This is a genomic window from Nocardia sp. NPDC060249, assembly GCF_042728755.1.
Classification (GTDB): domain Bacteria; phylum Actinomycetota; class Actinomycetes; order Mycobacteriales; family Mycobacteriaceae; genus Nocardia.
The window spans coordinates 1097347-1111220 of the sequence record NZ_JBHXAQ010000002.1 but is presented as its reverse complement, the minus strand read 5'-3'; the positions used below and the strand labels follow the sequence as shown (position 1 = coordinate 1111220).

The 13874-nt window shown below is 65.3% G+C and carries 9 protein-coding genes; 8 read left to right on the top strand and 1 reads right to left on the bottom strand.

Going from position 1 to position 13874, the window contains the following annotated elements; genetic code table 11:
* Positions 1–7 precede the first annotated feature (7 nt).
* Together ACFWFP_RS12775 and ACFWFP_RS12770 are read left to right on the top strand one after the other, a co-directional pair.
* Complete coding sequence (locus ACFWFP_RS12775; protein WP_379294894.1) at positions 8–1381, top strand: NtaA/DmoA family FMN-dependent monooxygenase; 1374 nt, start codon at positions 8–10, stop codon at positions 1379–1381.
* On the top strand, positions 1381–2394 hold the full coding sequence (locus ACFWFP_RS12770) for an aldo/keto reductase (RefSeq protein ID WP_379294893.1): 1014 nt from the start codon (positions 1381–1383) through the stop codon (positions 2392–2394). The genes ACFWFP_RS12775 and ACFWFP_RS12770 overlap by 1 nt, the downstream gene beginning before the upstream one ends.
* A gap of 61 nt (positions 2395–2455) precedes the next feature.
* Here the strand turns inward: ACFWFP_RS12770 and ACFWFP_RS12765 are convergent, their stop codons facing one another.
* Positions 2456–3304: a sulfurtransferase gene (locus tag ACFWFP_RS12765; protein WP_379294892.1), complete on the bottom strand. Its 849-nt coding sequence runs from the start codon at positions 3302–3304 to the stop codon at positions 2456–2458.
* 447 nt (positions 3305–3751) lie between these two features.
* Between ACFWFP_RS12765 and ACFWFP_RS12760 the strand changes: the two genes are divergently transcribed.
* The 6 genes from ACFWFP_RS12760 (at position 3752) to ACFWFP_RS12735 (ending at position 13696) form a co-directional block, all read left to right on the top strand.
* Complete coding sequence (locus ACFWFP_RS12760) at positions 3752–4435, top strand: 4Fe-4S single cluster domain-containing protein (protein WP_379294891.1); 684 nt, start codon at positions 3752–3754, stop codon at positions 4433–4435.
* A 293-nt stretch (positions 4436–4728) separates the two neighbouring features.
* The gene (locus ACFWFP_RS12755; protein ID WP_379294890.1) at positions 4729–5811 is read left to right on the top strand and encodes a hypothetical protein; all 1083 of its coding nucleotides are present in this window, start codon (positions 4729–4731) and stop codon (positions 5809–5811) included.
* Positions 5812–5902: 91 nt separating this feature from the next.
* A complete protein-coding gene (locus ACFWFP_RS12750; RefSeq protein WP_379294889.1) occupies positions 5903–8332 on the top strand; it encodes an AAA family ATPase in 2430 nt (809 codons plus the stop codon).
* Positions 8329–10113: a hypothetical protein gene (locus tag ACFWFP_RS12745; protein WP_379294888.1), complete on the top strand. Its 1785-nt coding sequence runs from the start codon at positions 8329–8331 to the stop codon at positions 10111–10113. The genes ACFWFP_RS12750 and ACFWFP_RS12745 overlap by 4 nt, the downstream gene beginning before the upstream one ends.
* Positions 10110–11198 (top strand): hypothetical protein, encoded by a 1089-nt coding sequence (locus ACFWFP_RS12740; RefSeq protein ID WP_379294887.1) that lies wholly within the window; start codon positions 10110–10112, stop codon positions 11196–11198. The genes ACFWFP_RS12745 and ACFWFP_RS12740 overlap by 4 nt, the downstream gene beginning before the upstream one ends.
* Positions 11195–13696 (top strand): hypothetical protein, encoded by a 2502-nt coding sequence (locus ACFWFP_RS12735; RefSeq protein ID WP_379294886.1) that lies wholly within the window; start codon positions 11195–11197, stop codon positions 13694–13696. The genes ACFWFP_RS12740 and ACFWFP_RS12735 overlap by 4 nt, the downstream gene beginning before the upstream one ends.
* Positions 13697–13874: the final 178 nt, after the last annotated feature.

The window sequence follows — 13874 nt, the reverse complement described above, 5'->3', positions numbered from 1 at the left end:
ATATTCGATGACCGACAGAAAGCTCCGGCTCGGCCTGGCCGCCTACGGCACCGGCTGGGATGCCGACGCCTGGCGGCTGCCACAGGCCACCAACTCCGGCCTGCGTGACCCCAGCGTCATCGTCGACGTGGCCCGCGCGGCCGAACGCGGCAAACTCGACTACGTCTTCGCAGGCTCCGCGCTGGGCAGCGAGCCCGACCACCTGCAGCGCATCTACCGCTGGGACAACTTCATCTACGCCGGCTACGCGGCCGCGGTGACCAAGAACCTCGGGTTCCTGGTGTCGGTGAACTCCTCGTTCGAGCACCCGTACGCCATCGCCCGCCAGCTCGCCACCCTGGACAACTTCGCCAAGGGCCGGACCGCGCTCAATGTGGTGTTCGGCATCGACCGCGAGGGTGACCCCGCGCTCAATTACGGCAAGAACGCCATCCCGGACGAGCAGACCAAATACACCCGCGCCCGCGAGTTCACCGAGGTGGTCAACCGGCTGCTCTATGAGAGCTGGGACGAAGACTTCCTGCTCGACGATCGGGAGAAGAACGTCCTGATCAAGCCGGATTCCTGGCACCGGATCGAGCACGTGGGCGAGCATTTCGAGGTTCGTGGGCCGCTGAATGTGCCGCCGCCGGTGCAGCAGCGCATCCCGAATGTGCACGTGGGCACCTCGGAGGAGTCGCTGCAGTACGGCGCCGACTTCGCTCAGGTGCGGTTTTCGCCGTACCTCGGGATCGAGCGCGGTAAGGAGGAATACCGCGCGCAGAAGGCCAGGGTCGAGGCCGCTGGACGCGACCCGGAGAAGTTCAAGATCATCCCTGGTGCGACCTTCTACCTCGCGGGTACCAAGCGCGAGGCGCAGTCGATCTACCGGCAGGTCAACAACTTCCAGATCACCGAGGAGATCCCCGAGCAGTTCTCGATCGCGCTGGGCATCGACCTGTCGCGGGTGCGCGACCGCGAGAAGGTGGTGGACGTGATAGACCTGGATACTGTGTCGCCCACAGCATTCGACGGGTTCCTCGGCTCGCTGGGCCGGGAGAAGCGCCACATTCGGGGCCGCGACGACCGCGAGACGATCCGTCGCCTGCTCTCCTCCATCGGCGAGGATCTGACACTGCGCGAGTTGTACCATTATGTGCAGCGCACCCGGCAGGCCGCCCAGCCCGCTCTCGTCGGTGACGCCACCACCATCGCCGACTGGGTGGAGGAGAACTTCGTGGAGCGGGTGCTCGACGGTGTGCAGTTCTTCCCGCCGTACCACCGCGGGCCGGCCGACCTGTTCGTCGACCTCGTGGTGCCGGAGTTGCAGCGGCGCGGCCTGTTCCGCACCGAGTACGAGACCGACACCCTGCAGGGTCTACTCGATACGGACAACGGCTGATGGCGTGGGGAGGCGGCATCCCGGCCGGGTATCGCACGCTGGGGCGATCGGGACTGATCCTGTCCGAACTCGGCATCGGTGCGAGCACCTTCGGGCGTGCCGGAATGCGGGCCGCCGACTTCGATCAGGTGCAGGCGATCGTGGACCGGGCGATCGAGTTGGGCATCACCTACTTCGACCTGGCCGAGGGCTACGGTGACCGCACCGGTCTGAGCGAGGAGCTGTTCGCCAAGGCGGTGGGCAGCCGACGCGAAAGTGTCGTCATCGGAACGAAATTCGGCCGTTCACTGCTGGCCGACCGTGGGCCGAGCTACGCGCTGACCGGATCGCGCAAATACATCGTGGCGTCGGTGGAGGACTCGCTGCGACGCCTGAACACCGACTACATCGATCTGTACCAGATCCATTTCCCCGACACGCACACGCCGATCGAGGAAACGCTGTCGACGCTGGACATCCTGGTACGGTCGGGCAAGGTCCGCTATATCGGGGCGTCGAACTTCAAGGCGTGGCAGATCGCCGACGCCGAACACCTCGCCGCGCGCAACGGCCTCACCCGGTTCGTCTCCACTACCGACGAATACAACCTCACCTGGCGCAAACCGGAGGAGGAACTGATTCCCGCCCTGCGGAACTACGGTCTGGGCTTCATCCCGTATTTCCCGCTGCAGAACGGTCTGCTCACCGGCAAGTACCGGGTCGGCGACGCGCCCGAGGGTGCGAAGATCACCAATCTCAAGCGCTACCTGCTGAAGACCGCGCCATGGGACGCACTCGAACGGTTCGACGCCTTCGCCGCCGAACGCGGGGTGACACCGTCGGCGCTGGCGCTGGGCTGGCTACTGGCCCAGCCGACGGTGACCAGTGTCATCGCCGGGGTCACCGTGCCCGAACAACTCGACGAGAACCTCACCGCCACCCGCTGGGTTCCCAGCCCGGACGAGGAGAGGGAACTGCGAGCCCTGTTCACCGGGGATCTGTCCGGTGGGCCCGGGGTGGTCGACAAGGGCTGACGGCGCCAAGGCCGGCTCGCGTGATTCGCGAACCGGCCCTTGGCGTCTCGGCCGTAGCAGGTCAGCCGGGCAGTGTCCCCGTGGCGATCGGACGGGACGGATCGGCGGTCCAGTGCGACCACGACCCGGGATACAGGGCCGCGGTCACTCCGATTGTGCTCAGGGCCAGCACATCCAGCGTCGCGGCCACACCGCCGCCGCAATACGACCCGATCGGCGCACCGGTGAGATAGGGCCCGTAGAGCTCGCGCAGTGTGTCGGCGTCGGCGAGGTAGCCGTCGCGCAGATTATCGACGCCCGGCAGGTTGTGCGCGCCCGGGATGTGGCCGCTGATGGCGTCGTCGGCGGCACCGTTGTACGCGCCAGCTCCCCTGGCGTCGAGCAGATGTCCGTCGCGGGCAAGGGCGCCGGCACTCGCGGCGTCGAGGGTCGGCAGCGATCCCAGCCGCGCCCGTGCGGTCCCTCCACCGCTGGCCGGACGAGTGTCAATGAGTTCCAGCCCCGCGGCAAGCCATGCGGACAGCCCACCATCGATGAACCGAACGTCGGCCAGGCCTGCCCATCGCAGCACCCACCACACACGAGATGCGCTGGATGGGTGGTCCGGGCTGTACACCGCGACCACGCTGGATTCGTGTATTCCCCAGTGCTCCAGCAGTTCCTGGACCTGATCTTGCTGGGGCAGGGGACTGCTACCCGAGGTTTCGGTGCGTGATCCGACGAGCGCGGCGAAGTCGACGAGGTGCGCGCCCGGCAAATGCCCGGCGGGCACCTCGTCCGACAGCGCGAGGTGCGCGCCCGCCGGGAAGGTGTCCCGATCCCGGCGGACCTCCAGGACGACGACATCGGCACCCGCGTCCAGTGCGGCGGCGAGTTCGACAGCGGAAATTACCGGGGGCACAACGGTCATCGTGATCCTTCCGACGATCATGACAGCTCGCGCCCGACGCTAATTCGACCAACCCGCCTGCTGAACCGTTGAACTCGCACAGATCCTTACCCGATGACAGCCTGGCTGGATCACCCTGCTGTCCGCCCACCACAGCACCGTGGCGGCGTAGACGACCGCCTCCCCTGCGAATCCAGCAGAAACCCCACACTTTTGATCGGAGCCAATGCGTATCAATGGAATTCGTGGGGAACCGTTCTTTCGCGAAAATGCTTGGTTCTGAGCAGTCTTTCAGGCGATGGCATCAACGCCCGCCCGCCTCGCGCGAACCAACAAGTTCTGACGGCCGAGTCTGTTCTGGCACAGGCGATGTCGGTCGAATGGCCTACAGCGCACAGCGGTTGCGGTCCGTAGGCTGCCCTACTGTATGGGCGGTTTTCGGTGATAAGTGACTGTGCGAGAGGGTAGATGGTGACATCGGCGGTGAATCTGGCGGCGACAGCTATCGCGACGGATTCCCTTGGTCCCGGTCGCCGCGCCGTGGTCTGGGTACAAGGATGTCCGCTCAACTGTCGTGGTTGCGTCGCACCCGACTGGATTCCGGTCGAAAACAATCGGATTGTTACGCCCGAGGCGCTCGCTGCCCAGATCCTGGCCATGCCGGAGATCGGTGGGCTGACCCTCAGCGGCGGGGAACCCATGCTCCAAGCTGCGGTTCTGTCCGAACTCGTGCGACACGTGCGTGCGGTGCGTGACCTCGACGTCATCTGCTTCACCGGATTCACCCTCGCGCGCCTGCGTGACAACCCGCCAACGCCCGAGGTTGCGGACCTACTGTCGGTGATCGACGTCCTGATCGACGGGCCGTACGTGGCCGCGCGCGATAACGGGCGTGGTCTGCGGGGCAGCGACAACCAGGCAATCAACCACCTCACCGACCGGCTGCGTGGCAGCGAATACGACTTCGCGGACCGTCCGAGAACGGCCGAACTGCACGTCGACCCGCGCTCGGTGACCCTGGTCGGGGTACCGCCGCCCGGGCTGCTCACCGCCCTCGACGCCGCCCGCTCCCGCCACACACGCGAATCGTCGCGCACACCGCCGGCCCTCGAATCCGACGGGCCCAAGATCGTCAGTGAGGTACTGGGATGAGTGGCCGCAAGCAGATCTATGTCGATGAGGGCGAATGGAACCGGCTGCAAGCCCAAGCGCGCGATCTCGCCCAGGTCAATCGTGACCTGCCCGGGCTGCTCAATCGAATTCGAGAGCAGACGGAGCAGAGCGCGCAACGCGCGGTGGCCGAGATGTCGCGGCGGCAAGCTGGTTTCGAAAGCGCCGTCGCGGATCTGAGCGAGCACGTGCGCGAGAGCGAACAACGGTCGGATCAGCGGTTGCGTGCGAGTACACACGAGATCATGACGCGGCTGCGCGACCAGGGTGCGACATTGCGCGCCGAGAACGCCACCGCGTTGCGTGCGCAGCGCGAGGTATTCGAGCGCGCGCTCGCCGACGAACGTACCGAACGGCAGGCGCAGTTCGCCGCGATCGATACCAAAGTCGCTGATTTGCAGAGCGATAGTGTCCGCGCGGCGGAACTGACCGCGACCTACCTCGCCGACGCTCAAATTTTGCGCGCCCAAGCTGCCGGCTACCCGCACGAGCGTCTTTGTCCCGGTCGATTGGCTGGCCTCGATGCCGAGCGAGCCGATCTGATCGGTACGCTCAACGGTGGTGTCGCGGCTGGTTTTCTGCTCGGCCCGGCGCGCGCGCTCACCCGGCAACTGAGCGAATTGCGTTCGGAGCTGGCCATCCTGGACGCGCAGTGGCGGGCGTGTCGATTGGCCGCCGAAAGTGGTCTTGTGCAATTGCGCGAGCTGATCTGTGGGAACGTGACCATCGATTCGGCCGCCACGTTCGGTGTCGACACCACCAAGGCGCCCGATGTCGACCACTGGTCAAACGGCATGCTTTCCCAACTCGACACCGAGGTCGCCCAGTTGCTCACCAAGGTTCGCGACGACGCCGAGCCCATGTCGACCGAGGCGTTGGAAGCGCTGGTGGAAAATGTGATTCCTGCCCTTGATCGTCGACTGGACGACACCGTCGAAGCGGCGGTCGTCGCGGTGCGCGCCTCGCAGTTGCGTGCGAATCTGGCCGAGTTGATCGCCGAGGCCCTCGACGACGAACATCAATACCAAGTGCTCGGGGCCGAGGATACCGGGTACGTCGAGGCGGATCAGCGCCGCGCTTTCCTAGCCCGCACCGTCAACCAGGTCACCGGCGGCGAGGTGATCATCGAGATCATCCCCAATGTCGACATCGCGCGCGCACCACTGGTCGAGATCCACAGCTTCGACGGCGAGGCCGCCGACGAGGAACGACAAGCACGTATCACCTCGATTCATGACAGCGTGCACGATCGCACCGGCATCGACTTGCGTTCGACGACTGTGGCAGCCGTTCCAGACCGAACGCGACGCGATGTCGCCACGCTTGTCAAGACACCGGGGACCAAGTCGCTTGGCTGAGAAAACAACAACTTCACAGGCTTCCGACCTCGCCTTCCCTGAACGATTTCGTGGCGCGCGGGTACCTCGGATCGGCGAGGTGTTCTGGATCGTGCATGGACCAGGGACCACCGATGTGTTTGCCGGTGCCGACCTGTGCGCCCGCGAATCCACCGAGGCGATCTGGGAAGTGCTGCGCGACAGTGGATTTCAACGCGTGGTTTTCACTGACTATCGTCGGCCCGTCTACTTCCATGACGAGCGGTCGCGCGCGCTCACCAGGGGTGAGCCACTTCCTGAACGGGTGTCGAAGCCAAGGGCACGCACCGGTTTCGCCGGTCCGATGGGCACGATGCTGCTGGACCGGCCACGGACGGAGCCGAATCCGTCGTCGCAGTCGGCGCCCCGGGCCAATGACGCGCATCAGCTCACAATGCTCGACGGGTTGATGACCAAGCGAGATGTACGTACCGCGCTTGTGATTCCGGGTGCCGAAACCTGGCTGGCTGAGATTCCAGGGCCGTCACGGCGGTCCGCGTCGCAGATGCTGTTGCGCTGGGTTTCGGGCCAGGTCGCGCCACGCAACCTGTGTGTCTTGCTTTTCGCCCGTGCCGAATTCGCGGACGCGGTCGAGGCGATCGCGAGCTATGGCTATCCCGAGTTCGCCGCCGGGCTCGCAGACCTGGCCCCGACGCGGACAGCGGTGGTCGGCTACGCCGACGAACGCGAGATCGGTCGGCTCGTGCACCACATGCGGTTGACCAGCGGCCTGCGCGTTGCCGACTGGACCACCCTTGACCACACGATCAGGACCATGTCCCAGCAGCGATTCGCGCTGCGCTCCTGGCGCGAACAGTTGCTCGTGCTCGCCGAACAACACCTCGCGCTCAGCATCGAGGCGCTCGGGCTCACCGCGTCCGCGCCGCCCGAAAGCCGCGATATCTGGCAGCGCCTCGATGACATGGTCGGCATGTCCACGATCAAGGACTTCCTGCGCGGGCACAGCAAAGCGGTGCGTGCTGATCGAGTTCTGTGGGGCGAGGACCGTACCGAAGGTGAGCCGATGTCGCTGCATCTGGCGCTGAGCGGTTCACCGGGCACCGGTAAAACGGTGGTGGCCAATATGATTGGAGAGCTATATCGGGATATGGGCTTGCTGAGTTCAGGTCACCTCATCGCGGCGACCGTGGAAGACCTTGTCTCGCACTATGTCAGCGAGACCGCAGCGCGCACCGGTGCACTCGTCCAGCGCGCTCTCGGCGGCGTCTTGTTCATCGACGAGGCCTACCAGCTGATGAACGGGCACGGTCAGGAAGCCATTGACCGGCTGGTCGCGGAGATGGAGAATCACCGCGACGACCTCGCCGTCGTCATCGCCGGCTACGAAGCGCCGATCAACGAACTCATCGACACCAACCCCGGGCTCGCCAGCCGGTTCCCACACGACAATCGCATCGTCTTCCCCGATTTCGCACCCGCGGAACTGCTTTCGATCCTGCTCGGGCGTCTCGCCGACGAACGACTACCCATCACCGACGAGCTGCGGCAGACCTTGGGCGTGCTCGTCGGGAATATGCATCGCACCCGCGGCGCGGACTTCGGCAACGGCCGCGACATGCGCAATCTCGCGCAGGCGATCAAGCGGCGCTGGGCTGAACGCGTCGACCTCACCGACGCGACTGCCATTCCGCCGGCAACCACCGACGACATTCCAGCGAACCTACGCAACTTCCTCGGCACGACGGCGCCGGTGGAAGAGGTGCTCGCCGAACTGACGCCGATGATCGGCCTCGCTGACGCCAAAGCCACCATCACGGGACTGGTCGAGGTGCTCAAGCTGCGGCAACGTGGCGGCCGCAAACCGCCGGTCGCACCGCACCTGCTGTTCACCGGCGCGCCCGGGACCGGCAAGACCACGGTCGCGCGGTTGATGGGCCGAGTGTTCGTCGCCCTCGGTTTGCTGGTGAAAGGCCACGTCGTCAGCACAACCTCGGCCGACTTGATTGCCGGCTACGTTGGCCAAACCGCGCAGGCGACCAGGGCCAAGATCGAGGAAGCCCTTGATGGTGTCCTTTTCATCGACGAGGCGTACGGGCTCAAGGCCACCGGCGAGAACAGCTTCGCCAGGGACGCGGTCAACGAGTTGGTGGCGATGATGGACACCCATCGCGGTCGCCTGGTGGTGATCGCTGCGGGCTATCCGGACGAGATGGCCGAGTGGGTCAGGGAGAACGCGGGATTGACCTCACGATTCTCCAGAACACTTGTCTTCGACGACTACGAAAGAGCGGAGCTGGAGCGGATTTTCGCGAGTGTCGCCGAGGCTGAAGGCTACGACCTCGCCGAAGGCGTCCTCGCCGCCGCCGGACACACTCTCGACGGGCTGCGTTCGCGGCAGGGCAAGCACTTCGGCAACGCGCGCACAGTCCGCAACCTGTTCGAACAGGTCGAACTGCGCTGCGCGACGCGCCTCGCCACGAACAGTGACGGTGCGGTACGGATCATCGCCGAGGACGTGCCGGCCGCGCGGGAGCTGCGATGACACCGTGTGCGTGCCCGGTCTGCCTGACCGCGTCGAGCGACCCGCAATGCCCGGCCTGCGGCTGGGTCCTCACGGCGGGGCCGTGGCTCGGCGCGATCACGCAGGATCGTGAGCAGGCCTTTGCCGCCGACCTCATGCGAGCGTGCCGCCGCGTGGATATCGCCGCCGCCGCTCGTGTGGCAGCCGTGATCGAGCCACACCGACGCGGAAAGCTTCTCGGTCTCGTCCGCGGTACGTCCGCAACCGAGGACGAACTCACTCCTGTGCATCGGCATCCAACCGCATCCGATGTCGCGGCGTTGAGGTCCACGCTCGGGTGGCTTGTCGAGGCAGGCGAGCGAACCCTCACTGTCATCGATATCGACAGCTCGGGCATTGAGGCGCTAGAGCTCGCCGCCGACGCGGTCGGCGTGGTGCGGCAGCTCAGCCCACCGCACGCTGTCGCGTGGACAGACCTGGTGTCTGGGTTGTCTTCGGTCTCGGAAGAGGCGCTGTTCCAGCTCGCCGGGGGCGTCGGGGTGCTCGCGCGCACCTGCCAGCTCGATCTGGCGCGAGCCGGTCGAGAGCTGCCAGCCCCTGTGTCGTCAGGAAGAACAGTTGTCCTGCAGCGGCTGTCGGGCTGGCACCTACCGGACCGGCTCGCCGCTCGCTGGCCCGAGGTCCACCACGTCAGCGGCTCGCGCGGCAGCGGGCAACTCATTCGCGCCCTCGCGGCCCACACGCCATTGCGCAACGGCTATCATCTGCTCGCGGTCGCGATCGATAGCGACGGATGGACACGGCCGCACTGCGTGCCGCTGTTTCCCGCCGGTGCCAAGGCCATCGAAACGCCGCCGACCACGGTGGCTATCGAGCTCCCCGCCGGGGCCGCTCACGTGTTGGTCGCGATTACCGCTCACCAGGCAATTGCTGCGCGCCGGGGTTTCGACGCGGTACGCGTCTTGCGCTGGCTGGTACCCGAAACTGAGACCGCGACACTGGAATTCACGCTCAATGGGCCCGGCGACGTCGTAGTGCGCGGGCCAGGCTCGATGACCGTCGATACCGAGGTCGCCGCGAACCTGGCGACGCTGATCCAAGCGATTCCCGAACGCTACCGCCCGCCGACGGGCGCGGTCGACGTCGCCTTCGCCGTCGAATTGTGCGGCACTGACAACGAGGTCACCCAGCGTAGGCAGTTGCTCGCGGACTGGCTTGCCGAAATCGCCGACCGGCACTTCCATCAACGTGGGCTTCGCGTGGCGATCATCGGCTATCACGATCATCAGGGACCGCAACCGCGCGGCGTTGTTCGTGTCTACGAATTCGACTCGACGACAACACGAATGGCGACAATCGCGGATCTAACGGCAACTCGGGTGCGCGGCGCGGATTACCTCGCCCCGCTCGAAGATGCACTCGAGCTGGCGACGACCCTGTCGTGGCGAACACCGGCGGTGTCAAGGCGCTTGTTGATTGTTGGCCGTCGCGCACCCTATGGCGACGACACCGCGTGCCCGAACCGGCTGCGCTGGCAAGACTCGCTCGGTCGATTGCGCGCCAACGGGATCGAGGTGCTCGCTGTGTGGGACACCCCACCGGGTCTGAACCCGATCTCTCGGCGCGGCCGACAGATGGCGACAGTGTGGCGGGCGCTGAGTTTGCCTGGCGAGAGTCGCGAACTCGGCAAGGCGACGCCGAGCTGGCTCACCGACCACCTCCGGTTGCCGAACCCTGCGGAAGGCGCAGTGGCCCTTCAGTTTCCGATCATCGACTCGACCAAGCAGGAGTTCAGCGAATGACAGCTCCAGGGCAGGCAACGCCGCGACCGCCGGCCCAGGTCCGGATCGGGCTTTGGGGCCCGCCGGGCAGCGGTAAGACCACCTACCTCGCCGCGCTGAAACTTGCCGCGCTGCAGACGAACTTGGTCGGGAACTGGAAGATGTCCGGTACTGATGAAGCGTCGAGTGAGTTTCTGCGTGACTCGACCGAACTGCTGACCAAAAAGGGTGAGTTCCCGCCCTCTACCATTCTCGGGCAGAACTTTCTCTTTCAGTTCATCGGCGAACGCACCGTGATCCCGGAGAGGACGAATCGGAGGTTCTTGGGCAGACAGGCTCCGCCCGAAGAGCCAGTTATCGAACGCGATGCCTTCGACCTGGACGTCCTCGACGTTCCGGGGGTCAGCTACGGGACGGAGACGACGGCCCGAACGCGCGAGGACAGCCGCCCGATAGCGGCTGAGCTGAGCATGGACGACGATGAGCCGCGACCGAGCGGTGGTGACGATGCTTTTCGCGGTGCGCAATCAGCGTCGACCAGTGAAGACCAATTGCTCGATCACTTACAAGAATGCCAAGGCATCGTCTTCCTGTTCGATCCGGTTCGCGATGCCACCGACGGTGACGCGTTCGACTACTTCCATCCGATCATGGAGAAGCTGACTGCTCGAATGATGCAGTACGACAACGCGGGCCCGCGCCTGCCACACCGGGTTGCCGTGTGCGTCACCAAATTTGACGACGAGGAGGTGTTTCGGGTCGCGCGTAATCGCGGCTACACGGTGAGTGGTGTCGAGCGGCCGTATTTCCCGACCGTCGACAACGGGCGCGCCAAGGATTTCTTCATGCGGCTGTGCCAAGACAACTTCACCTACTCGGACCTGGTCTATCGAGGCCTCACACAATACTTCTACGAGAGCCGCATCGAGTTCTTCGTCACCTCGTCGATCGGTTTCTACGCACCTACAGGAAGGTTCGTGCTCGGCGACTTCGCCAACACAGTTCGCGCTGACACCGGCGAGATGCGAATCAGAGGCAGGGTCCAGCCGATCAATGTGCTCGAGCCGCTTGTGTGGATGCATCAGAACTTGCGCGGTACCGCATGAGTATTTCCGTCCAGGTCGGGTGGGCGATTGTCAGCAAGCCCGCTGGCACCAAGAGCGACTATTCGGTGCGCGCCATGAGTCGCGAACTGTGCTCGGACGCGGTCATTCGCGAGCTCGTGCTCGCGCGCAGTCCGGGCAACCCGCCGGTTGTGCACGAGCGAGGGCCGTCGGCGTTGCCGTGGGCCTGGTTCGTCCAGCCACTGATTCGAGACAAGCGTTATCTGTCCATTGTGATCCGTGAATGGACCGATCGGATCGACGGCACCAACCGTCCGATCGCCAGCAACCGGTTCGTCTGCGTCGACCTCGATGAATTCATCGATAGCGGCTGCGGTTTCGCAGACCTGTACGCCGCCGTGCAACGGCTCGAACTCCCGATCGATCCGGCGAATCCCAGCGCGAGTGAGCCCGCCGCCCTCGAGCTCACAGGCGGGGCCTCGGTGATCGGTAACGGGGGGTCCTCGCGGGCCATGTCCGATGCGGCTGCCGCGCTGATAGAGACACCGGTAACGCTGATCAACGGCCCGACCGAGCTGATCGACCGACTCGCCGTCTTCGACGAGATCGCGCAACTGCTCCCCAGCGGCGCGCGCCGGTGGATTTCGGCGAGCTCTTGGGCCGACGTAGCGGTCAACCGCCTGCCACTGCTCATTTTCGCGCAGCGCGGCCGTGGTGGCGACACCGTGATCGATCTGGAGAATCATCGGCCAACGTCACTTTCGCGCGCGACGCAGTCATATCGAGACCTGTCCGACACGTTGCGTGCCAAGCACTCAGAACCAACCGTGCTCGACCACCTGCGACGACAGTCCGCGATGCGTGACCGTGATCCGGCCCAGGTGATGATGGCCCTTGCCGACCTCGACCTGGCGAGCATCGTCGCCGCGAAGGCCGAGCGCGGGCATGTCGATGTCACGGAAGTTCGCAGGCTCGGCCGGCAGGACCGCTTCGGGGATCTCTCCGACGACCAACTGACCAGCGTCGTGACGGGCTACCTCAAGGTCGCCCTTGCCGAGGACCTCGCACTGGATCGCGAGCTGATCGGCGCGTACCTCTACCGCGACCAGGACGGGTTCGCCGACGCGCTCTTGCGGTTGCTCGAGGAGAAGCCAACCGCCCGAACGATCAGCGAACTCGCCGCGGTCACTCGCTCGGTCGACCTGGCGCACATGTTCGGTGACGCGCTGCACCGCGCGCACAACACCAACCAGCGACTCTTCGATCCGGCTGAGCTCGGCCAGGCGGTGGTGGCGCTGATCGAGCAGGAGTATTGGACGACCGCGCTGGCCCCGCTCGTTGCCGCGATCCCCGGTTTCGCGCGCGTCGCCGCCCGACCGGCATTTCTCACACGCGGTCAGGGCGGTCGGTGGGTGGCACATGTCAGTGCCGTAGCGGGTATCGAATCGCCGTGGTCAAAGTTGAGAGCGTCGCTGGATGCCGGTGCCGGCGTGACACCATCTGGTCCCGCTATCGAGGACCTGTGGCAGATTGATCCCGAACTGGTGCGAGAACTGCTCGCTCGCACCATCGTTCAAGATCCAGCGATCGTCGAGACGTTGCTCGACCGCGTTTTGTCGACGTTGCTGTATCACGGCAAGGCCGAGGTTCCGTCGGCGCTGCTCGGGCAACTCAGTGACACCGTTGTCGCCGATCCGGACCGACAGGCCAAGATCGACTTCATCCTCTACCGCAAGCAAGCAAGGCCGAAACAGGGTTTCAGCGAGCCCGGCGACGCCTACCGGGCGCGCTTGATCGACCTGGTGGTGACGACGCCGATGACGTCGTCGGAGCGGGCGCGGGTGATCGTCGCTATCACTGCCCGACTGTGCCAGCGCTGGTCAGCCCGCAACGCGCAATCGACCCTTGACGGGTTGTGGGAGCTGAGCCATCTGCCCCAGACCGACGCGAGCACCAAATCGGCGGTGACTCGAGCCATCGAGGTCGAGAATCTAGCGACCAACGGCCAGTTGTTCAGCTTGCTCCAGCTGGGACGATGGCAGCACGAGTTGAAAGCTGCCGGCGACGCGTCGCCAGAAATCGCCGTCCAACGAATTCGCTCGCTCGGGTCCACAGCGTCAGTATCTGCCGTTGCCGTCGCCATCGCGCAGGCCAGCACCGCGGGGGTTCCTCCGAAAGACCTTGTCTCGGTGTTGCGTAGCACCTCGTGGCAGGGACCCGATGTGCTCGGCTGGTTCGAGTTGGCCAACTTCGTCACCGCCGAACTCGTCGATCGGGCCTCCGAGCGGCCGAGCGATCCGGGCGCTTTTCTGATCGCGGCCTGGATCAACGGCGAATTCGGTCAGCCGAGCGAGGGCAACCTTCGCGCACTCGCTCACTATGTGAAAGCGCAAACCGAGCTGTCGAAACGGATGACGGAAGTGCTGCACAGCAACGCTTCCCGGTGGGGAAAGCTCAGCGGGAACGTCAACGGCCTTCTCGGCCGTAGTAAAGCCGACAGGAAGCACCGAGGGGAGCGCGATGACATCATCGAACAGTGAGCGCGAACTCCTAGCAGCGGTAGCGGCGACGACTGTCGAGGACGGGCACACGCTCGTGTGTCAGGTCGGCCAACGTGTGGTCGTGGCGGCGGTCGTGCTCAGGTCGCATGGTGCGCTCCGCGTACTCGATACCCGATCCGCTCAGATCGGCGATGCCGAACCAAGCGCGCGCATGCTC

Bases quoted from the DNA above. Each gene is read 5' to 3' on its own strand.
- ACFWFP_RS12775 (WP_379294894.1), top strand. From the start codon at position 8: ATGACCGACAGAAAGCTCCGGCTCGGCCTGGCCGCCTACGGCACCGGC.
- ACFWFP_RS12770 (WP_379294893.1), top strand. From the start codon at position 1,381: ATGGCGTGGGGAGGCGGCATCCCGGCCGGGTATCGCACGCTGGGGCGA.
- ACFWFP_RS12765 (WP_379294892.1), bottom strand. From the start codon at position 3,304: ATGACCGTTGTGCCCCCGGTAATTTCCGCTGTCGAACTCGCCGCCGCA.
- ACFWFP_RS12760 (WP_379294891.1), top strand. From the start codon at position 3,752: ATGGTGACATCGGCGGTGAATCTGGCGGCGACAGCTATCGCGACGGAT.
- ACFWFP_RS12745 (WP_379294888.1), top strand. From the start codon at position 8,329: ATGACACCGTGTGCGTGCCCGGTCTGCCTGACCGCGTCGAGCGACCCG.
- ACFWFP_RS12740 (WP_379294887.1), top strand. From the start codon at position 10,110: ATGACAGCTCCAGGGCAGGCAACGCCGCGACCGCCGGCCCAGGTCCGG.
- ACFWFP_RS12735 (WP_379294886.1), top strand. From the start codon at position 11,195: ATGAGTATTTCCGTCCAGGTCGGGTGGGCGATTGTCAGCAAGCCCGCT.